At 64.6% G+C, this 19759-nt stretch carries 18 protein-coding genes and 1 riboswitch; of the genes, 10 read left to right on the plus strand and 8 right to left on the minus strand.

Annotation, left to right across the window (positions count from 1 at the left end):
• Positions 1 to 162: 162 nt before the first annotated feature.
• From menE to M2366_RS16910, 6 genes are read right to left on the minus strand one after another with little or no spacing between them, the layout of a single operon-like run.
• Positions 163 to 1560: an o-succinylbenzoate--CoA ligase gene (gene menE / locus M2366_RS16885; protein ID WP_259270219.1), complete on the minus strand. Its 1398-nt coding sequence runs from the start codon at positions 1558 to 1560 to the stop codon at positions 163 to 165.
• Positions 1553 to 2482 carry an o-succinylbenzoate synthase gene (gene menC / locus M2366_RS16890; RefSeq protein WP_259270220.1) on the minus strand — a complete coding sequence of 310 codons (930 nt, stop codon included), beginning with the start codon at positions 2480 to 2482 and terminating at the stop codon, positions 1553 to 1555. Before menC ends, menE begins: the two co-directional genes overlap by 8 nt.
• Complete coding sequence (gene menB / locus M2366_RS16895) at positions 2482 to 3342, minus strand: 1,4-dihydroxy-2-naphthoyl-CoA synthase (protein ID WP_404972806.1); 861 nt, start codon at positions 3340 to 3342, stop codon at positions 2482 to 2484. The genes menC and menB overlap by 1 nt, the downstream gene beginning before the upstream one ends.
• Positions 3335 to 4135: a 2-succinyl-6-hydroxy-2,4-cyclohexadiene-1-carboxylate synthase gene (gene menH / locus M2366_RS16900; RefSeq protein ID WP_404972807.1), complete on the minus strand. Its 801-nt coding sequence runs from the start codon at positions 4133 to 4135 to the stop codon at positions 3335 to 3337. The genes menB and menH overlap by 8 nt, the downstream gene beginning before the upstream one ends.
• Positions 4104 to 5819: a 2-succinyl-5-enolpyruvyl-6-hydroxy-3-cyclohexene-1-carboxylic-acid synthase gene (gene menD / locus M2366_RS16905; RefSeq protein WP_224431846.1), complete on the minus strand. Its 1716-nt coding sequence runs from the start codon at positions 5817 to 5819 to the stop codon at positions 4104 to 4106. The genes menH and menD overlap by 32 nt, the downstream gene beginning before the upstream one ends.
• Positions 5820 to 5844: 25 nt before the next feature.
• Complete coding sequence (locus M2366_RS16910; protein ID WP_224431847.1) at positions 5845 to 7146, minus strand: isochorismate synthase MenF; 1302 nt, start codon at positions 7144 to 7146, stop codon at positions 5845 to 5847.
• Between the two features lie 210 nt (positions 7147 to 7356).
• Here M2366_RS16910 and M2366_RS16915 point away from each other — a divergent pair, with 210 nt between their 5' ends.
• Positions 7357 to 8262 carry a 1,4-dihydroxy-2-naphthoate polyprenyltransferase gene (locus M2366_RS16915; protein WP_259270222.1) on the plus strand — a complete coding sequence of 302 codons (906 nt, stop codon included), beginning with the start codon at positions 7357 to 7359 and terminating at the stop codon, positions 8260 to 8262.
• Between the two features lie 51 nt (positions 8263 to 8313).
• Here the strand turns inward: M2366_RS16915 and M2366_RS16920 are convergent, their stop codons facing one another.
• Positions 8314 to 9567 carry a HAMP domain-containing sensor histidine kinase gene (locus M2366_RS16920; RefSeq protein WP_259270223.1) on the minus strand — a complete coding sequence of 418 codons (1254 nt, stop codon included), beginning with the start codon at positions 9565 to 9567 and terminating at the stop codon, positions 8314 to 8316.
• A gap of 67 nt (positions 9568 to 9634) precedes the next feature.
• Entirely contained in the window at positions 9635 to 10303 is a 669-nt protein-coding gene (locus tag M2366_RS16925) for a response regulator transcription factor (protein ID WP_042039968.1), read from the minus strand.
• Positions 10304 to 10393: 90 nt separating this feature from the next.
• Between M2366_RS16925 and M2366_RS16930 the strand changes: the two genes are divergently transcribed.
• The 9 genes from M2366_RS16930 (at position 10394) to M2366_RS16970 (ending at position 19750) form a co-directional block, all read left to right on the plus strand.
• On the plus strand, positions 10394 to 10810 hold the full coding sequence (locus tag M2366_RS16930; protein ID WP_042039967.1) for a hypothetical protein: 417 nt from the start codon (positions 10394 to 10396) through the stop codon (positions 10808 to 10810).
• Positions 10811 to 10908: 98 nt separating this feature from the next.
• The gene (locus tag M2366_RS16935; RefSeq protein ID WP_232301911.1) at positions 10909 to 11409 is read left to right on the plus strand and encodes a hypothetical protein; all 501 of its coding nucleotides are present in this window, start codon (positions 10909 to 10911) and stop codon (positions 11407 to 11409) included.
• A gap of 65 nt (positions 11410 to 11474) precedes the next feature.
• Positions 11475 to 11588, plus strand: a riboswitch (TPP riboswitch).
• Positions 11589 to 11866: 278 nt separating this feature from the next.
• Positions 11867 to 13912 carry a phosphomethylpyrimidine synthase ThiC gene (thiC, locus tag M2366_RS16940; protein ID WP_310508879.1) on the plus strand — a complete coding sequence of 682 codons (2046 nt, stop codon included), beginning with the start codon at positions 11867 to 11869 and terminating at the stop codon, positions 13910 to 13912.
• On the plus strand, positions 13909 to 15489 hold the full coding sequence (thiE, locus tag M2366_RS16945) for a thiamine phosphate synthase (protein WP_259270224.1): 1581 nt from the start codon (positions 13909 to 13911) through the stop codon (positions 15487 to 15489). Before thiC ends, thiE begins: the two co-directional genes overlap by 4 nt.
• A complete protein-coding gene (locus tag M2366_RS16950) occupies positions 15479 to 16252 on the plus strand; it encodes a HesA/MoeB/ThiF family protein (RefSeq protein ID WP_259270225.1) in 774 nt (257 codons plus the stop codon). The genes thiE and M2366_RS16950 overlap by 11 nt, the downstream gene beginning before the upstream one ends.
• Entirely contained in the window at positions 16249 to 16449 is a 201-nt protein-coding gene (gene thiS / locus M2366_RS16955) for a sulfur carrier protein ThiS (RefSeq protein WP_224431855.1), read from the plus strand. Before M2366_RS16950 ends, thiS begins: the two co-directional genes overlap by 4 nt.
• A gap of 1 nt (position 16450) precedes the next feature.
• Positions 16451 to 17218, plus strand: coding sequence for a thiazole synthase (locus M2366_RS16960; protein WP_259270226.1), 768 nt, complete (start codon positions 16451 to 16453; stop codon positions 17216 to 17218).
• A 35-nt stretch (positions 17219 to 17253) separates the two neighbouring features.
• Positions 17254 to 18480, plus strand: a complete 1227-nt coding sequence (gene thiH, locus M2366_RS16965; protein WP_259270249.1) for a 2-iminoacetate synthase ThiH — start codon at positions 17254 to 17256, stop codon at positions 18478 to 18480.
• 730 nt (positions 18481 to 19210) lie between these two features.
• Complete coding sequence (locus tag M2366_RS16970) at positions 19211 to 19750, plus strand: REP-associated tyrosine transposase (protein ID WP_259270227.1); 540 nt, start codon at positions 19211 to 19213, stop codon at positions 19748 to 19750.
• Positions 19751 to 19759: the final 9 nt, after the last annotated feature.

Genomic DNA, 19759 nt, shown 5'->3' on the forward strand with positions numbered 1-19759 from the left:
TATTGTCTGCGTGGTTAGCGCGGGCAATGTACAGGGCCCCAAAAGGGTATCAACTGACCATCTTGGTCTTATAAATCATGTATTTAATCTGGTGAATAACAAAATGAGCCCCATAAGGGGCTGGCGTGATAGCAAGGACTCAGCGCCATTTGGGGGGCGCTCTCAGTCCCCGGCTTGCAGGCTCCGGGCGAGCAGGGTGCGGGAGGGTTTCAGGCTGCCGCCGAGATCCGGCCAGGGCAGCCAGCGGTCCGGCACCATAAAGCCGGGTAACGCCTGCCTGATCCAGGCGGCCAGTTCGGCGTGGGGCACGGGCTCGCCGTGCCAGTCGATGAAGGCGGCGGGGCGCTGGCCCCATTCTTCATCCGGGATGGGCACCACCAGCGCCTGGGCCACGGCGCCGTGATCCACCAGTCGCTGCTCTATGGTCTCGGGCTGGATATTTTCGCCCCCGGAGATAAACAGGTTGTCGAGCCGCCCCTCCACCACCAGTTCCCCGTCCGCGTTGAAGTGGCCCTTGTCCCGAGTGTGGAACCAGCCCTCCTCGTCCAGGGGGCGTTCCAGCCTCCCCTCCCTGAAATAACCGGCAAACAGGGTGTCGCCGCGCACGCAGATCTCGTCTTGCTGGATGCAGACTTCCCGCCCCGGCAGGGGCAAGCCGACCACACCCGCTGCGGCAGGCTGGCCGGTGCAGACCTGACTGCCCATCTCGGAGAGGCCATAGCTCGACTTGGGGGTAAAGCCCATGGTGGTGAGGCGGTTCACCAGCGGTTGCGGGATGGCGGCGCCGCCGAGCAGCAGTTCGCGCAAACGGGTGCGGGCGGGGTCGAAGCCTTGCGCCAGCAGGCGCCAGAGCTGGGTCGGCACCAGGGAGAGGTGGGTGATGGGCAGGCGTTCGAGGCGCTCCTTGAGGGGCTGGCTGCGATCGTCAAGCACCAGACTGGCCCCCGCCAGGAAGACCCGAAACAGGATGGCGTAGCCGCCCACGTGAAACAGCGGCAGGGAGAGCAGCCAGCCACAGTCGCCATCGAGGGGGATCAGGCTGGCCGAGCCCCGGGCCGAGGCGAGGTGATTGGCGAGGCGATGCACCACCGCCTTGGGGGTGCCGCTGGACCCCGAGGTGAGCACCATGTTGTTCAGCCCATCGGGATCCCATGAGAGGGTCTGGCCGGTGGCGGGAAGTGCATGGTTGAAATCCAGCCTGAGCGATTGCCATGGGCCAGCCGGTGTCTCATCTGCCGACCAGAAGGCGGTCGCGGCCAGCTGATGGGCCAGCTCCCCTTGTCTGGCAAGGGGAAAGGCCGGATTGAGGGGACAAAACAGAATGCCGCTGCGCACACAGGCCCATGCCAGCAGCACATCGTCCAGGGCGCCGCGCACCAAGGCGGCCAAGTGATCCCCTCTGTGGATTCCCGCTTGTGCCAGCTGTTGGCAGAGACTGTTGAGTCGCTCATCGAGTTGCCGATAGCTGAGCGGGGTGGCGGCATGAATGGCGATGCGGGTCGGGGCTAGCCCAGCCCAGTGGCGTACCGGGCAGTGAGTCGAGGGGGGTTGTTCAATCACGCAGGTACAGGGTCTCCAGGCAGGCGGGATCGGGCTCGCCATCTGCCCCCAGCAGATCGCTGGCGAGCCAGCGGCGGGTGTCCAGACCCGGGGCCTGATCCGGCGCCCACTCGGCGGCGAGGCGGGCCAGTTGACCCAGCCCCACTCCCGACTCGAAGCAGGATGAGACGATCACTTTCAGCCGCAGTTCGCGGGCACGGGCCACCAGTGCCTCGCTGTTGGCCAGCGCCCCGAGCAGCATGGGCTTGAGCACCAGCGCCTTGAGTTGGGGGATGGGTTGCCAGGGTTTGCCCTGTACCAGCAACTCGTCGAGGGCGACGGGCATGCCGGTACGGCTGGCGACGAAGGCGATATCCTCGAAGCTGGCGCAGGGATCTTCCAGGTATTCGATGCGGTTTGGATCCAGGTGGCCGCAGAAGGCCCAGGCCTCCTCTCGGGTCCAACCCTGGTTGGCATCCAGCACGAGATTGAGAGTGGGGCGCCGATCGAGCAGCAGGCGGATCAGCGCCAGCTCGTCGCGCATGGGATAGCGGGCCACCTTCAGCTTGGCTTTGGCTGGCGTCTGGTGCAGCCACTCCTTCCAGTGCTTGAGCAGATCCTGGGGGGCGCCCTGGATCAGCGGATAAGGCTCGGGCAGCGGCTTGTCCTGAGCGGGCCAGTGGCGGCGCGCGCAGTCAAAACCGAACTGCACCGAGGGCAGGCGCGGGGCCGGTGTCTCCCCCCGGGCCAGCTGTTCCAGGCTGGCTCTGGCCTCCGTTTCGGCCTCGGCCAGGGATTCCTGGGAGAAGCCGGGCAGGGGGGCTATCTCGCCCCAACCCAGGGGGGTGCGCAGCAACAGGCCCTGGCGCACCGACTCGACCCGGCCGTGGAAGCTCAGGGGCTGGGTAAAGGGGAGCTGGTAGCGGTACAGGGCATATTTCATCAGGGGTTGCGCTTGTATTTGGAGAAGTCGGGGCGGCGTTTCTCGTTGAAGGCGTTGCGACCCTCCTGGCCCTCTTCGGTCATGTAGAACAGCATGGTGGCATTGCCCGCCAGCTCCTGCAGACCGGCCTGACCGTCGCAGTCGGCATTGAGGGCCGCTTTCAGGCAGCGCAGGGCCATGGGGCTGTTTTGCAGCATCTCCCGGCACCAGCGCACCGTCTCGCGCTCCAGCTCGGCCAGGGGTACCACGGTATTGACCAGCCCCATGTCGAGGGCTTGGTTAGCGTCGTACATGCGGCACAGGAACCAGATCTCGCGCGCCTTCTTCTGGCCGACGATGCGGGCCATGTAGGAGGCACCCCAGCCGCCGTCGAAGGAGCCGACCTTGGGGCCGGTCTGGCCGAACTGGGCGTTGTCCGCCGCGACGGTCAAATCGCACATCATGTGCAGCACGTGGCCACCGCCGACCGCATAACCGGCCACCATGGCGACCACGGGTTTGGGGCAGGTGCGGATGTCGCGCTGGAAGTCGAGCACGTTGAGGTGATGGGTGCCCTCGTCATCCTGATAGCCACCGTAGTCGCCGCGGATCTTCTGGTCGCCACCGGCGCAGAATGCCTTCTCACCGAAGCCGGTCAGGATGATGGTACCGATATGATCGTCGTAACGGGCATCGGCCAGGGCCTGCAGCATCTCCTTGACGGTGCGGGGGCGGAAGGCGTTGCGCACCTGGGGACGATTGATGGTGATCTTGGCGATGCCATCCTGAGACTTGTGATAGAGGATGTCCTCGTAACCGGCAGAACAATCCTGCCACTCAATGGGGGCGTACAGTTCCGCTTCCGTCATTGCTTCAATCATCTGTGCTCTCTTCTCGTTGTTGTCCTGCCCACTCCCTGAGGATCCGGGCAAATTGCGCGGGTTGGCTGGCGTGCAGATTATGGCCGCCATCCAGCGTCAAGTGTCTGATTCTGGGGTTCTGGCTCCCCAGCTGGCAAGCCAGATTGTGAAATTTCCGATCCCGTTGGCCGGAGAGATATGCGACCGGCAACGGGGTGGCTGCCAACCAGGGTGCCAAATCTGGCTGCTGACCGAGGGAGGTGGCTCTGAGCATGGCGGCGACGGCGCGACCGTCATTGCCGAGTCGTCTGGCTCGCTGCCGCTCTCTTTGTCCTTCATCAAGATCCGCAAACACCTCCTGGCGATACCAGTCTGCCAGCACCTGGGCCAGAGGTTCAGTGTCGAAGCGTCTGGCCCAGCCCTCGTCGTGGGCGATGCGGGCGGCCCGCTCTGCCTGCGGCAGGCCCGGGTGGCTGTTCTCCAGCAGCAGCGCGCACAGACCGGCAGGCTGCTGGCTGGCGTGATAGAGGGCGAGCCGACCGCCGAGGGAGTAACCCACCAGCCGGTAACGGGAGATGCCTCTCGCCCGCAGCGCAGCGCACAGCCATTGATCAGCCTGCTCGAAGCCATTCACTCCGAGCCCCCGATTGTCACCATGGCCAGGCAAGTCCAGCGCAATCATCGGGCATTCTGGCAGGGCATCCATCACCGGCTGCCAGTCGCGGCCATCGCCGAGCAGCCCATGGAGCAGTACCAGGGGCACCCTGTCGGCGGACAGCGGCTCAGTGGCCACGGATCTGCACCCCCAGAGCATGGAGATCCTCGGCCACTTCGCGGCTCGGTACCTTGATTTCAATCAGGATTGCGCCGTTTTCCCGAGGGCGGTTTTCCAAGGCGGCAACATAGGCATGTTCAAATTCCGCCAATGTGGTCGGGGCATGATAGCCCAGGCCAAACATGGCGGCGGCCTGGGCAAAGCCCAGTCCGTGGGGCAGGCAGTAGTAATGCTCCAGCAGCTCGCCCCTGGGCACGGGCAGCATGCGAAATATGCTGCCGCCATCGTTGTTGAGAATGATGACCACCAGGGGGGCCTGCGCCTTGGTGAGCAGGGCCAGACTGTTGAGATCGTGCAGGGCGCTGAGATCGCCGATGAGCAGGGTGGTGGGCTCGGGGCTGGTCTGGGCGAAACCGTAGGCGGTGGCGATCAGGCCATCGATGCCGGAGGCGCCGCGATTGGTCATCACCCGGCAGGGGCCCTTGCCCGTTTCGCCGAGCATGTCCATCAGCCGGGCTGGCATGCTGTTGCCGACAAACAGCTGCCCCTCGATGAGCGACCCCAGGCGGTGACACACACCGAGTTCGGAGAAGCGATCGCAGGCGGCGGCTATCTTCTGGCTGCTGGCGTGCTGCACGTCGTGCAGTCGGTGCCAGGGGGCATGAGCCGAGGGTTGGGGGTGGGCGGCCATGAAGGCGGCGGGGGAGCAGAGCAGGCGGCGGCGCAGCCGATAGTCGGGGTCGAGCCTGGCCGGTTGGGGGTCGATGAGCCAGTAATCCTGCCAGGGATGGCTCTTGATAAACTGACCGAGCCGTTTTGAGATGAGGCGGGCGCCAAATTGCAGCAACACCTCGGCCCGGGCCAGCTCGGCACGAAAGTGGTCATCTTGCAGGGCCAGATCATGGTGACCGAGATTGCGATCATCGAAGTGGAGCTGGCTCTGCAGATCCGCCAATAGCGGCCAGCCGAGCCGCTCGCTCAGGGCGGCGATGGCGCTGGCCTGCGCGGGATCCTCGATGCGACCGGCGACGATGATGCCTCGCTTGGTACTCCATTCAGACCAATCCGGCTGGGCCGGGCAGGGGGTGTCACTCGTCTGCCAGGGGCTCCAGGGCCGATCCGACTGCAGCCAGTCGCCGAGCGGAGCCAGATACTCGCTGACATCGAGATACTCATCCCCCGGGTAGAGGGGCTCTGGGTACATGCAATTGAAGTGCACCGGCCCCGGGGTCAGCGCCTGCCTGGCCAGGGCCTGATCCACCGAGCTCAGCACGAAGGCGGCGGGGATGGTTGGGCTTGGGCTCGGCAGGTTCTGTTGATAGACGGGGTAGCGAGCGAAGATGCCCTGCTGATCTATGGCCTGATTGGCGCCGTTGTCGATGAGCTCCGGGGGGCGATCCGCGGTCAGCAGGATCAGGGGCACCCCGGTCAGCTGGGCTTCCGCCACCGCGGGCCAGAGGTTGGCCACCGCCGTGCCCGAGGTGGTGATGATGGCAACCGGGCGGCCACTGCCCTTGGCCAGCCCCAGGGCCATGAAGCCCAGTCCCCGCTCGTCGAAGTGCAGGTGACGGCGAAAACCGGGGTGGGCCGCCGCCGCCATGGTCAGCGGTGCCGAGCGTGATCCGGCGGCCAGCGCCAGGTCGCGTACCCCGAGGCGATGGAGCTCCTCCAGCAGGAGGGAGGACCAGACGTGATTGAAGGTGGCATGACGGCTCGCGAACATGAGGCTCTCGCTATGGGGGTTGGTGCTATCCCAGCAGGGACAGGACGTTGGCTATCTTGTTGTCGAGTTCGGCCCACTCGGCGGCAGGCTCTGACCCTGCGACTATGCCTGCCCCGGCGAACAAGGTGACCGTTTGGGGCCTGATCAGGGCGCTGCGAATGGCGACGCTGAATTCCGAGGTTTCCCGGCTCAGCATGCCACAGGCGCCCGCATACCAGCCGCGAGCATGGGGTTCATGGTCGCGGATAAAGCGCAGGGCCGCTTCCCGGGGGGCACCGCCTACCGCCGGGGTCGGGTGCAGGGCCGCCAGCAGTTGCCCGTCGCTCACGGTGGGATGCAATTCGGCCTCGATGTCGCACTTGAGGTGTTGCAGCAGCCGCAACTTCAGTACGCGAGGCTCGGTCAGGGTGGCGTCATGGGTCAGGGGCGCGAGGCGTTGCAGTATGTCGGCCTGCACCAGCCGATTCTCGAGCCGGTTCTTGCCATCGCCCATCAGCTCGGCGGCGAGCAGGGCATCCGCCGCCTCGTCACCGCAGCGGCGTATGGTGCCCGCCAGCGCTTCGGTATAGAGGTGGCGCTGCTCCCGGCGATAGAGACGCTCGGGGGAGCAGGCGATAAAGGCCTGCTCTGGCTCGAACTGGAAACCGAACTGGAAGCACTCCTCGGCCTGCAGCGTCCAGCTTGCCAGCAGGCTCCAGGGATTGACCCTGGCCCCCTCGAGCCGGCTCTCCCGGGAGAGCACCACCTTCGGGGTTTGCGCCTGGAAGTCGGGGGCGGTGACCGCCGCCACCAGCGTTTGCCACTGGGGGAAATCCGGGCTGTCGTGGCGTTGCCACTGCTGGGGCAGCAGGGGCGGCAGAGGCGCTTCGGGTTGCAGGCTGGCGAGGGCTGCGATGGCGCTGTCCAGCTCGGCTTCCCGGTTGTGTTCATCGAACCAGAGATTGAGGCAGAGGTGGGTGCATTCGCCCCGGCGTATCAGCTCGATGCGTGGCAGCACGAAGCGACAGGAGCCAAAGCCCTGCCAGTCATGCTGCCTGGGATCGAAGGCGAGGCCGCCGTAATAGCGCGGGCTCTCATCCTGATTGTCATGGGCAAAGGTCTGCTGGATCTGCTCGGGCCCGGTCAGTTCGTGGATGCAACCCAGGGCCACATAGTGGGGTTTATCACTCCCCCTGGCATGCCAGTAGATGCGTGGGTACAGGGTCTGGGCGTTGAGCCAGCCGAGGAAAGAGTCCACCTCAATAGCCACGCGCACTCTTGCCAGGCCGCAGGCCTTGTCGTGACGCAGGGCGTCCAGTTGTTCCTTGATATGGGTCTGAGCCAACATGGATTTCGTATCCGAGCCTTGGGGTAGCGGTCTAATGGGCGGGTGTCGGCCGCTGGTTGATGCCAAAAGGGCGATTATTCCTATATATTATCTGCCCATTCATCCATGTACATTGCCCGAGGGAGCCCGGCTCCCAGGCTGGCAAGTATACCCAAATCCGTTTCGATAACCCTTAACACGATCAATATCTGATTGTTTGGCCATCAAAATATGACAAATACCTTCTCTGTGTGGTTGTTGGCGGCGCGTTTGCGAACCCTGCCCCTGGCCTGCTCTTCCATCTTGCTGGGGTCGGGCCTGGCCGCCAGTCGTGGCGCCTTCGATCTTGGCATCATGGTGCTCTCCCTGCTGACCGCCATTTTGCTGCAGATCCTCTCCAATCTGGCCAATGACTATGGCGATGCTGTCTCAGGGGCGGACAATGGCGAGCGGATCGGCCCCCAGCGCGCCGTGGTCTCCGGACTTATCACCAGGCAGCAGATGTGTCTGGCCATGGGGCTGACCGCTTTGGCCGCCGTGGTGAGCGGCCTCGCCCTGTTGATCACTGTCTTCGGTGAGCAGTGGCTGCAGATCCTCGCTTTCGTCGGTCTGGGGGGGGCCGCCATCATCGCGGCCATCACCTACACGGTCGGCAAGACCCCTTATGGCTATCGCGGCTTCGGCGATATTTCGGTGTTCCTCTTCTTCGGCCTGCTCGGTGTGCTCGGCTCCTACTATCTGTTCACCCAGAGCCTGCAGTGGGATCTGCTGCTGCCCGCCACCGCCTGCGGCCTGCTGGCCACCGCCGTGCTCAACATCAACAACGTGCGCGACATCGAGACGGACGCCGCCAGCGGCAAGATCACCCTGGCGGTGCGGCTCGGTCGCAACCGTGCCATCGCCTACCACTGGAGCCTGCTGGGGGCGGCATTGCTCGCCACCATGGCTTTTCTGCTGATTCAGCCTGCCAGCCCCTGGCCCTGGATCTTCCTGCCCGCCCTCAAGCCGCTCACCGATGCCGCGCGCACCCTGCGCCAGAGCTATGACGGTGAGGTGTTGACCGGCGCCCTCAAGAAGACCGCCATCAGCGCGTTTCTCTACAGTCTGTTGCTCTCCGTCGGCCTGGCGCTCTCCTGAGTACCTGCCCTTGACGTCATGTGCAGAAGAGGCGCCCTGGGGCGCCTCTTCTCATGGTGAAGGCGGTGGCATCTCGCGCGGGCTAACCGGCCGGGTGTCGCTCATCCGCAGGCTGGCGCAAAACAGCCCCTGTTCCAGGCGGGTTGTTATCTGCCAGCCGAGCTTATCGCAGATGCGCGTTATGATGGTGAGGCCGCAGCCGTAGCCGAGGATCTGATCCGGCGCCGCTGCCGTGGGGTTGCTGATGGTGAGATGATCCCCCTTGAGCACTATCTCGATGTGGCCCTCGGCATAGCTCAGGGCATTCTTGAGCAGGTTGCCAAGGGCAATGGCGAGCAGGGAGAGGGGGGCCTGCACTTCGCTTTGGGCATCGAGGTCGAGGCGGATATCCAGGGGCTCGCGTTGCAGCAGGGGGGCGAGGCGGGCCAGCTCCCGCTGGATCAGCGGCGCGACGCGCTGAGCTGAGCGCTCCACCGTCTCCTTGCGACCCAGCAGCAGGAAAGTGTCGGTCAGTAGCGCCATCTCCTCGCTGGCGGCGCGAATGCGGCTGGTGGCCCGGGCGGCGGGGGCGGGCAAGTCTGTTACCTTGCCGAGCAGGGCGGCCGAGCCCTGGATCACCATGTTGGGGGTACGCAGCTCGTGGCTGGCGAAGCGGCTGAACTCCTGCTCCCGGGCGAACACGGCGGCCACCTCCTGCTTGCCAGCCAGCAGTGCCTGCTCTATGTCCCGCAGCTCCTGCCAGGGGGCGTCGGGGATGAAATCCTCGCTGCCCGGGGTAAGGTGGGCGACCCTCTGCTGCAATCGCTCAAGGGGCCCGGAGATCAGGCGCACCAGCCAGATGCCAAAGCCGATACAACCCAGCAGCAGGGCCAGCCCGATCAGGCGGGTGGTCAGATGCAACTTGTCTTCATAAGGATCCAGATAGTCATCGGCATCGTCATTGAACACCAGATAGAGCAAGCCCTGGCCGGATGGGTGGGGCCGCACCAGGAAGTGTTTGTCCTCCTTGCCGAGCTGGTGTTCGAAGAAGCCCGGGCTCTGATAGGGTTTGAGCCAGGCTGGCAGGCGACCCCGCTCGGTCCAGTAGCTGGAGAATTGGCGCGGGCTGGGGGCCGGGGCCGCCAGCCCGAGTCGCAACCAGTCATCGTTGTAGCGGGTGACTTCGGCTTCCAGCCAGTGCTGCAGGCTCAGCTCTTCCATCTTGTCTTCGGCCACCACCATCAGCAGGCTGATGAGGGTCAGCAGCAACAGACCCGCCGCGCTCAGGCTCAGGATCAGGCGGCGGCGTAAACTGGGCAGGCTCATCTTGTCACCTTGCTGAATGGGGTCATGACCCCTGGCCACGGGCTGACAGGGCGCGGGTCTGCGTGATTCATGGGGTGACCAAGCGGTAACCCTGACCGTGCAGGGTTTCCAGCATGGGGCTGGGGAAGGGCTTGTCGAGGGCGTTGCGCAGGGCGTAGATGTGGCTGCGCAGGGCATCGGAATCGGGCTCCTCATCCCCCCAGACGTTGTCGATCAGCTCCTGGCGGCTCACCAGCGCAGGCGCGCGACGCACCAGGTGGGTGAGGATCTGGAACGGGATCTTGCCGAGTCTCAGCGTCACGCCGGCCCGGGTGGCGAGGCCGTTGGCGGGATCCACCTTGAGGTCGCCGAAGCTGAGCTGTCCCACATCGACTCGGGCACCCCGCAGCGCCAGCGCCTGAAGCCGAACTTCCAGCTCCTCCATGGCAAACGGCTTGACCAGATAGTCATCGCCGCCCGCTCGAAAGCCGGCCAGCTTGTCATCCAGGCTGTCACGGGCGGTGAGGAACAATACCGGGGTGGCGTTGCCATCGGCCCGCAGCCGCTCGACCGTGCTCAGCCCATCGAGGCGCGGCATCATCACATCCATGATGATGACGTCGAAGCGTTGCTCGGCCAGCAGTTGCAGGGCGGCCTGGCCGTGATAGACACAGTCCATGCTGTGCCCCGCCAGCGCCAGATAATCCATGATGGTTTCTGCCACCTGGGGATTGTCTTCCACCACCAATATTTTCATGGGTTGATCTCCTGATCTTGACCGATATTTCACGGCCATTTCACACCGGATAAGACATCCTGTATGGCAGTGTAACCCCGAGGATCCCCGATGAAGAAGTCTCTCTGCGCTCTCCTGCTGCTGATCTTGTTGCCACTTGGCACTGCACAGTCGGCCGAGTTCAAGCTGACCGGTCGTACCACCTGGCAACTGGGCCAGTTGATGGTCAATGGCATCCCCTTCGTGCTCGATGGGCAGGCCCGTTTCAAGGATGGGCTGAGCGAGGATGATCTGGGGGGGACCTGGGTTGACTTGGAGGGGGTGGTACAGGGGGAGCAGAGGTTGATCCGCGAGGTGGAAGCCCTGGAGGAGACCGACGAGATGGAGCTGGAAGGGCCGGTCGCACAAGGGCGGATCTGGGGCTACATCACCTCGGATGGCAGTCTGACTCCGTTTGAAGGGCGTTGGCTGGAGCTGGAGTGTCGCTTCGATGGCCAGCGTCTGAGCCAGTGTCGCGAAGATGACTGAGGCCAGAGGGGTGGCCGTGCCAAGTCATCCATCCTCAACGGCAGGATCCGGCGCCAGGAACCATAGTTAGCAGACCCTGCTCCGTCATCGAGGTGGCCATGCCCTCTCTTTTTTCCACGCTCCTGCCCATCATCCGCCCAGTCATGGGCTTGCTGCTATCACTCCCTCTCGTGTATCAGACCGCCTGCGCCGATGAACTCTGGCTGGTCGAGCTGGAACGACAAGATGGGATCACTCTGCAGTTTCAAGGGGCCGAGCTGGAACTGGGCAGTGCGGATATGGGAGAGATGGCTTTGGAACGGCTTAGACCAGGTGCTCGTCTGGCTATCCTGAGCCGGGATGGCATCGCCTTGCAGATCCGCCCCAGATCCTCATGGCACGCCAACGAGCAGGGTCATTGGCAGCGGGCAGAGGCCAACCTGCTGGCCGTGGCCGGTCATCGCCTGACCCTGCAGGCGTTGGGTACTGTCGAGATATTGCCTCAGACCCGTTGGCGCAACGGCGGGCCCGGGGATCTGCAACAGGGTCGCCGTCTGGTGTTGAGTCGGGATGCCGACGGGCGGCTGCTCGAGATATTGATCCCCAATCCGGAGGAGTAGACCCCGCTCGCCAGAGATCGGAGTTGTTAAAGGCTTGTGCTTTCCATTTCCCCACCTATACTGGCGCCATCTTGTCGGAGTGCCGACCGTCGAACGACGCGAAGCTGAGACCGTTAATTCGGGATCCGTGGAACCTGATCAGGCTAGAACCTGCGAAGGGAAACAAGGGTAACCAGTGGGTTGCCGCGCGGGGAGAGGGACAAGCCTCTCCCGCTCATCGAAGGGTCAATCCGCGATGAGTCAGGGCGCACGAGAGGGAGTCTGTCCCGTCCAGCCTGTCCATCGCGGCGCCGCACGGCCCGCCCGAACAGGGGGGATCCAGACAGCAGAGCCGGGAGGCACAGCTCCCGGGCTCGCTCCCTCTTGAGAGCAAACTTTATCCGCTGGTTCATCACTTCTCCTCGAACTCCAGACAAGCAAACACCCATAACTTCAACCAGTTAATGTGAGTTTTGCTATGTCTACCCCCATCCAGTCCGCACCAGAAGCAGAGTCCGTTTCAGAAAACGCCGTATCTGAACAGATCAAGCCAGCCGTCGCCAGCCGTCGTCAGCAACGCGCCAGCGCCCAGCGCTTTATCGATAACTTGAAGGGCATGGCCCACCCCAACTCCAGACGCATCTTCATCCAGGGCTCGCGCCCAGACATCCGGGTGGGGCTGCGGGAGATCGCCCTGGCCGATACCTTCATCGGTGGCAGCGAGGAGCACCCCAAGTTCGAAGCCAATGAATCCGTGCCGGTCTATGACACCTCGGGTGCCTATGGTGACGAGCTGGCCGAGATCGACGTGCGCCGCGGCCTGCCGCGTCTGCGTGAACAGTGGATCCTGGAGCGGGGCGACACCGAATCCCTGGAGGGGCTGAGCTCCCACTTCACCCAGGAGCGCCTCGCCGACGAGGGACTGGATCACCTGCGCTTCGATAACTTGCCCAAGGCGCGCCGCGCCAAGGCTGGCAAGTGGGTCAGCCAGCTGCACTATGCCCGTCAGGGCATGATCACCCCGGAGATGGAGTTCATCGCCATTCGCGAGAACATGGGCCGTGAGCGGGTGCGCTCCGAGCTGCTGCTGACCCAGCATCCCGGCCAGGGCTTCGGCGCCCGCCTGCCGGAAAACATCACCCCGGAATTCGTGCGCGCCGAGGTGGCCGCCGGCCGCGCCATTATCCCAAGCAACATCAATCACCCGGAGGCCGAGCCGATGATCATCGGCCGCAACTTCCTGGTGAAGATCAACGCCAACATCGGCAACTCGGCGGTCACCTCCAGCATCGAGGAGGAGGTGGAGAAGCTGGTCTGGTCCACCCGCTGGGGCGCCGACACCGTCATGGATCTCTCCACCGGCCGCTACATCCACGAGACCCGCGAGTGGATACTGCGCAACAGCCCAGTCCCCATCGGCACTGTGCCCATCTATCAGGCCCTGGAGAAGACCAACGGCATCGCCGAGGATCTGACCTGGGAGCTGTTCCGCGATACCCTGCTCGAACAAGCCGAGCAGGGGGTGGACTACTTCACCATCCACGCCGGTGTCCTGCTGCGCTACGTGCCCATGACCGCCAAGCGCCTCACCGGCATCGTCTCCCGTGGCGGCAGCATCATGGCCAAATGGTGCCTCTCCCACCACAAGGAGAGCTTCCTCTATGAGCATTTCCGCGAGATCTGCGAGATCTGCGCCGCCTATGACGTGGCGCTCTCCTTAGGCGACGGCCTGCGTCCGGGATCCATCTATGATGCCAACGACGAGGCCCAGTTCGCCGAGCTGCGCACCCTGGGGGAGCTGACCAAAATTGCCTGGGAGTACGATGTTCAGGTGATGATCGAGGGGCCGGGTCACGTGCCCATGCACATGATCGAGCGCAACATGACCGAGCAGCTGGAGCACTGCCACGAGGCGCCCTTCTATACCCTGGGCCCGCTCACCACCGACATCGCCCCCGGCTACGATCACTTCACCTCCGGCATAGGTGCCGCCATGATCGGCTGGTACGGCTGCGCCATGCTCTGCTACGTCACCCCCAAGGAGCATCTGGGGCTGCCAAACAAGGAGGACGTCAAACAGGGCCTCATCACCTACAAGATCGCCGCCCACGCCGCCGATCTCGCCAAGGGTCACCCCGGCGCCCAGATCCGCGACAACGCCATGTCCAAGGCGCGCTTCGAGTTCCGCTGGGAGGATCAGTTCAACCTGGCGCTGGATCCCGAGACAGCCCGTGCCTACCACGACGAGACCCTGCCCCAGGAGTCCGGCAAGGTGGCGCACTTCTGCTCCATGTGCGGCCCCAAGTTCTGCTCCATGAAGATCACCCAGGACGTACGTGACTACGCCGCCAAGCTCGATGCCGCCAAGCTGGAGACCATAGAGGTGAAGCTGGTGGGCATGGATGGCCAGCAGCAGCGGGTGCAGGCCGAGGTGGAGAGCGGCATGGCCAAGATGGCGGAAACGTTCAAGGAGAAGGGGGGCGAAATTTACCATCAAGCCGCCAACCTCAAGGAAGAGGCATGAAGCCAATGGCGCCACAACCGGCAGCCAAACCCATCGTCTGGACCATAGCCGGTTCGGATTCCGGGGGCGGCGCCGGCATCCAGGCCGATCTGCACACTATGCAGTCGCTCGGGGTGCACGGCTGCACCGTCATCTCCGCCATCACCGCCCAGAACTCGGTGGCGGTGAAGATGGTGGATCCGGTGCTGATGCAGAGCTTCACCGCCCAGATCGACGCCCTCGGCGTCGACTTGCCCCCGGCCGCCATCAAGATAGGCCTGCTGCCGACCCGGCTCCATGTGGAGGTGCTGGCCCGGCGGCTCGATACGATAAACGCCCCCTTCGTGATCTATGACCCGGTCGCCATCGCCAGCACAGGCACCCCCATGGCGGAGCCCAACATGCTGGTGGCGGTGCGCGAACAGCTGCTGCCCCGTCTGTCGCTCATCACCCCCAACGGCCCCGAGCTGGAAGCATTGACCGGCATTCCGGCGACCAGCCCCGCCCTGGTGCGGGCGGGGGCTGCGCGGCTGCGGGAACTCGGCGCCAAGGCGGTGCTGGTCAAGGGGGGGCACCTTGAGTGGAGCGGGGATCACTGCCTCGATTACTACCAGGATGCAGAGCGGGAGTTCTGGCTCGCGGCTCCTCGTCTTGCCACCCGCCACGGCCATGGCACCGGCTGCGCTTACGCCAGCGCTATCGCCGCCGTGGTGGCACTGGATTACCCGGTGGAAGACGCCATCACCCTGGCCCGCGCTTATCTGCAGCAGGGGCTGGCAGGGGCGCAGGGGGTGGGGGTCGGCCCCGGCCCCATCGCCCACCTCGGCTGGCCGGTCAGTCTCGCCCACTTCCCCCGGGCCGTGCTGGCGGGATCAAGCCTCGACCGTCGTTTCGGTCTCTGTCCTGACTGCGCGGCCCGTCTGCCCCAGGGCCCCTTCGCCGAGACCGAACATAGCCTCGGCCTCTACCCCGTGGTGGATTCGGTGCCGTGGCTGGCGCGGTTGCTGGAAGCCGGTGTCAAGACACTGCAACTGCGCATCAAGGATCTGTCCGCCGATGAGGTAGCACCAGCCATCGCCGAGGCGGTGGCCCTGGGTCGCCGCTTCGGTGCGCGGCTCTTTATCAACGATTACTGGCAGCAGGCCATCGCCACCGGTGCCTATGGGGTGCATCTGGGGCAGGAGGACATGGGATCCGCGGATCTCGCCGCCATCCAGGCCGCCGGCCTGCGCCTCGGCATCTCCACCCACGGCTACTTCGAGCTGATGCGAGCCCGGGAGCTGGCGCCCTCCTACATAGCCCTGGGTCATATCTTCCCCACCAACACCAAGCAGATGCCCTCCCGCCCCCAGGGGCTGGTGCGGCTGCACCACTACCGCGCCCTGATGCAGGACTGGCCCACGGTCGCCATCGGCGGCATTAGCGAGGAGCGCATAGCGGCGGTCAAGGAGAGCGGGGTGGGCAGCATCGCCCTGGTCTCCGCCATCACAGGGAGCGACGACTGGCAGGGGGCCACGGCCCGATTGCTGGCCGCCGTGGGGGCCGGGGATCCGGCGCGCTCCGCCATAGCGGTGCAGGAGGTGGCACATGCGCTCTGACGAGGCGTCTCTTCGTGACGAAGAGTATCTGCGCTATGGCCGCCAGCTGATGCTGGCCGAGATAGGGGAAGCCGGGCAGGTGAGGCTGAAAGCCAAGTCGGTGCTGATCGTCGGTCTGGGTGGCCTCGGCTCGCCGCTCGCCCTCTATCTCGCCGGGGCCGGGGTCGGCACCCTGTGGCTGGCCGACGGCGACGTGGTGGATTCCAGCAACCTGCCGCGCCAGATCCTGTTCGACGGGGAGGGGCTGCGCCGCTCCAAGGCGGAGCTGGCCCGGGAGCGGTTGGCGGCTCACAACCCCCATGTGGAACTGATTGCCATCAACCAGCGTCTCGACGCCCATAGCCTGCCAGCCTTCGTGGCCGAGGTGGATCTGGTGATCGACTGCTGCGACAACCTGGCCAGCCGCCATGCCATCAACGCCGCCTGCGTGGCCCAGGGGAAACCCTGGATCTCCGCCGCCGCCGTCGGCTGGCAAGGGCAACTGATGGTGCGCAGCGCCCCCGAACATGCCTGCTACGCCTGTCTCTACCCGGCGGACACCGAAATCAGGGAGAGCTGCCAGAGCAGCGGCGTCACCGGCCCGCTAGTGGGAGTGATGGGTTCCCTGCAGGCCCTGGAGGCGCTCAAACTGCTGCTCGGGCGCCCCAGCCCGGTGGCGGGCACCCTGCGCCGCTTCGATGCCCTGGCCCATGAGTGGCAGACCCTGCGCCTGCCCGCCGATCCAGCCTGCCCGGTGTGTGGCAGCCATAAGGATGACCAATGAATATTCGATTGAACGATATCGAGCTGACGCTGCCCACCGGCCAGCGCCTGACCGAGCTGCTGGCGGTGCAGGAGATTGCCCCCCAGGGGGTGGCGGTGGCCCTCAACGGCGCCGTGCTGCCCCGCAGCCGCTGGCCAGAGACCCGCCTCAAGGACGGGGACGAGATCCACCTTTTCACTGCCATCGCCGGAGGCTGAGATGCTGACCATTGCCAATCACACCTTCTCATCGCGCCTCTTTACCGGCACCGGCAAGTTTGCCCACCCGGATTTGATGGTCGCAGCCATCGCGGCGAGCGGCTCCCAGCTGGTGACCATGGCCATCAAGCGCCTCGAGCCCGGCAAGCGCCATGACGACATCCTCACTCCGCTGCTGGCCCTCGGGGTCAAGCTGCTGCCCAACACCTCCGGTGCCAAGACAGCCGCCGAAGCTGTGTTTGCCGCCCACCTGGCCCGGGAGGCGCTGGGGACGAACTGGCTCAAGCTGGAGATCCACCCAGACCCCAAATACCTGCTGCCCGACCCCATAGAGACCCTCAAGGCTGCGGAGCAGCTGGTGAAAGAGGGCTTCGTGGTGCTGCCCTATTGCGGCGCCGATCCCGTGCTCTGCAAGCGGCTCGAAGAGGTGGGCTGCGCCGCCGTCATGCCACTCGGCGCCCCCATCGGCTCCAATCAGGGGCTGGTGACCCGGGAATTCCTCTCCATCATCGTCGAGCAGGCCCGGGTGCCCGTGGTGGTGGATGCGGGGATCGGGGCGCCGAGCCACGCGGCAGCGGCCTTCGAGCTGGGCGCCGATGCCGTGCTAGTCAACACGGCCATCGCGGTGAGCCGGGATCCGGTCGCCATGGGCCGCGCCTTCGCGCTGGCCTGCGAGGCCGGTCGCTGTGCCTATGAGGCGGGCCTCGGGTCGCGCGGCAGCCAGGCCCAGGCCTCCAGCCCCCTGACTGATTTCCTGGGGGCGTTATGAATCATGATGCTGGCTTAGGGCGAGAGCCAATGGCAATGCCCTCTTTCGACGCGTCCCCCGATTCTGCCGCACTGTGCCCCCCTCTCCCTCTGGGAGAGGGGCTGGGGGTGAGGGCGTCGGGGGTGAGGGCGCATGAAGCAGAACCCTCCTTTCTCGACCGCTGGCGCGAGCTGGACTGGGACCATGTGGGCATGAGTATCCGCGCCAAGACGGCGCGGGACGTGGAGCGGGCGCTGGCCAACCCACGGCGCGGCCTGGATGACTTTATGGCGCTGATCTCCCCGGCCGCCGAGCCCTTCCTGCCCCGGATGGCGGAGCTGGCCGAGCGGCTCACCCGCCAGCGTTTCGGCAACACAGTCGGCTTCTACGTGCCACTCTATCTGTCGAACCTCTGCGCCAACGACTGCTCCTACTGTGGCTTCTCCATGAGCAACCGCTTGAAGCGCAAGACGTTGAATGCAGAGGAAATTGAGCGCGAGTGCCTGGCCCTCAAGGCGCGCGGCTTCGACAGCGTGCTGCTGGTGACCGGCGAGCACGAGAGCAAGGTGGGCATGGACTACTTTCGTGAGCACCTGCCGCGGATCCGCCGCCACTTCAGCACCCTGGCGATGGAGGTGCAGCCCCTGTCGCAGGCCGAGTACGCCGAACTGAAAACCTTAGGGCTGGATGCCGTCATGGTCTATCAGGAGACCTATCACGCCCCGGCCTACGCCCGCCACCACCTGCGCGGCAACAAGCAGGACATCGAGTGGCGTCTCGCCACCCCTGACCGGCTGGGGCGCGCTGGCATCGACAAGATTGGCCTGGGCGCGCTGATCGGCCTCTCGCCGGACTGGCGCGCCGACAGCTATTTCGTGGCCGAGCACCTGAGCTGGCTGGAGCGCCACCACTGGCAGAGCCGCTATTCCTTGTCGTTCCCGCGGCTGCGGCCCTGCACCGGCGGTTTGCAGCCCGAGGTGACCATGACGGATCGCCAGCTGGTGCAGCTGATCTGCGCCTGGCGGCTGCTTTCGCCGACCCTGGATCTGTCCCTCTCCACCCGGGAGTCGCCTGCGTTTCGCAACGGCGCCCTGCGCCTTGGCATCACCCAGATGTCGGCGGAATCCCGCACCCAGCCGGGGGGTTATGCAGAAGGGGATAAAGAAGAGCTGGAGCAGTTCGCCATCCACGACGACAGATCCTTAGGGGAGGTGGCCGCCGCCGTGCGCCAGGCAGGGTTGCAGCCGGTGTTTAAGGACTGGGAACCCTTCCTGGGCCGATAGGGGCGGCCAGGCCCCCCTTTACCGGTGGCCCCCGGTGAGTTCGGCCAGACTTCGTGCCTGTGGCAAGTCTGATGTAGGGTCGATTAGCCGGTAGGCGTAATCGTCCGTTCCGTGATGTTTGGGGAGTTGGGCCGAACTCCGCTGCTGCGGTTAGCCTGATGGCACGGCTTTGCCGTGCAGGACGCGAGGCCGCTGGCCTCGAAGGGGTTTCGCCCGCCCTTCGGGCCGGGGCGAGTGACTTTGGAAAGACCCGCTCTCTTCAAAAAATGCACCAAAGGTCTTCTCCCCCGCTTATTCGCCCGACTTACGTCGGGTGCCTTCGGCTCACCCGCTTGTCCGACGGCATGCGCCGACGGGCCTTTGGCCTTCGCCATCCATGGCTTCGGCCAAAGCCCGCTTCGAACATCCTGTTCTCGCGCCAAATCGGGTCGAGCTGCGCTCGCCCTTTCCCGATCTGGCCCCTGTGCCGACTGCGTCTGCGCCATCATCCCTGATGGCGCTCCTGACCTTGCCCCTTCCCCTCGGCGGATTGGAGGGGGGACCAATACCGTGCCCGCCATAACCTCGGGATGTATGGAGAATCGTAGGGTGCAATAAGCGGAGCGCATTGCACCGCTAATGAAGGGCCTTGCTACGGCTAACGGTGCAATTCACGTTGTTCATTGCACCCCATGTTTTGCTTCGTTTGAACCACATTTAACAACATGGTTGATTGTGGATTGGGCAAGGCATGGCGAATTACAAACGGGCATGGCAACCGGGGGGAACCTGGTTTTTTACGGTCGTGCTGGCTGAACGTCAGAACAACCATCTACTGGTCGAACGGATTGATCTGTTGAGGAAGGTTGTCAGGGAGGTGCAAGAGAGCCATCCATTCCGGATCCACGGCTGGGTGGTCTTGCCCGAGCATTTACACGCCTTGTTGGAATTGCCGCAAGGGGATACAAATTTTCCCCTGCGCTGGCGCCAAATAAAGGGCAAGTTTTCAAGAACCATCCCCAACACAGAGGGGCGTTCTGAATCACGCTGGAATCGTGGTGAGCGGGGTATTTGGCAGCGGCGTTATTGGGAGCATTTGATCCGCGATCAGGAAGATTTCAATCATCACCTCGATTACATACATATCAATCCCGTCAAACATGGATTGGTAACAGCCCCGAAAGATTGGCCCTATTCCACCTTCCATCGCTGGGTTCAGCAGGGCAGGTATCCCTTATCATGGGGAGATACCGCCACGCCAGAATATGAAATACCACGCGACAATACATAAGCGGTATCA

The sequence above is a fragment of the Aeromonas sp. BIGb0405 genome (genome assembly GCF_024807335.1).
GTDB classification, from domain to species: Bacteria; Pseudomonadota; Gammaproteobacteria; order Enterobacterales; family Aeromonadaceae; genus Aeromonas; species Aeromonas rivuli.

Bases quoted from the DNA above. Each gene is read 5' to 3' on its own strand.
- menC (WP_259270220.1), bottom strand. From the start codon at position 2,482: ATGAAATATGCCCTGTACCGCTACCAGCTCCCCTTTACCCAGCCCCTG.
- M2366_RS16920 (WP_259270223.1), bottom strand. From the start codon at position 9,567: ATGAGCCTGCCCAGTTTACGCCGCCGCCTGATCCTGAGCCTGAGCGCG.
- thiH (WP_259270249.1), top strand. From the start codon at position 17,254: ATGCCCTCTTTCGACGCGTCCCCCGATTCTGCCGCACTGTGCCCCCCT.
- M2366_RS16925 (WP_042039968.1), bottom strand. From the start codon at position 10,303: ATGAAAATATTGGTGGTGGAAGACAATCCCCAGGTGGCAGAAACCATC.
- M2366_RS16960 (WP_259270226.1), top strand. From the start codon at position 16,451: ATGCTGACCATTGCCAATCACACCTTCTCATCGCGCCTCTTTACCGGC.
- menD (WP_224431846.1), bottom strand. From the start codon at position 5,819: ATGTTCGCGAGCCGTCATGCCACCTTCAATCACGTCTGGTCCTCCCTC.
- menH (WP_404972807.1), bottom strand. From the start codon at position 4,135: ATGCTCTGGGGGTGCAGATCCGTGGCCACTGAGCCGCTGTCCGCCGAC.
- M2366_RS16915 (WP_259270222.1), top strand. From the start codon at position 7,357: ATGACAAATACCTTCTCTGTGTGGTTGTTGGCGGCGCGTTTGCGAACC.
- menB (WP_404972806.1), bottom strand. From the start codon at position 3,342: ATGATTGAAGCAATGACGGAAGCGGAACTGTACGCCCCCATTGAGTGG.
- M2366_RS16930 (WP_042039967.1), top strand. From the start codon at position 10,394: ATGAAGAAGTCTCTCTGCGCTCTCCTGCTGCTGATCTTGTTGCCACTT.
- thiE (WP_259270224.1), top strand. From the start codon at position 13,909: ATGAAGCCAATGGCGCCACAACCGGCAGCCAAACCCATCGTCTGGACC.
- thiS (WP_224431855.1), top strand. From the start codon at position 16,249: ATGAATATTCGATTGAACGATATCGAGCTGACGCTGCCCACCGGCCAG.
- thiC (WP_310508879.1), top strand. From the start codon at position 11,867: ATGTCTACCCCCATCCAGTCCGCACCAGAAGCAGAGTCCGTTTCAGAA.
- M2366_RS16970 (WP_259270227.1), top strand. From the start codon at position 19,211: ATGGCGAATTACAAACGGGCATGGCAACCGGGGGGAACCTGGTTTTTT.
- M2366_RS16950 (WP_259270225.1), top strand. From the start codon at position 15,479: ATGCGCTCTGACGAGGCGTCTCTTCGTGACGAAGAGTATCTGCGCTAT.
- M2366_RS16910 (WP_224431847.1), bottom strand. From the start codon at position 7,146: ATGTTGGCTCAGACCCATATCAAGGAACAACTGGACGCCCTGCGTCAC.
- M2366_RS16935 (WP_232301911.1), top strand. From the start codon at position 10,909: ATGCCCTCTCTTTTTTCCACGCTCCTGCCCATCATCCGCCCAGTCATG.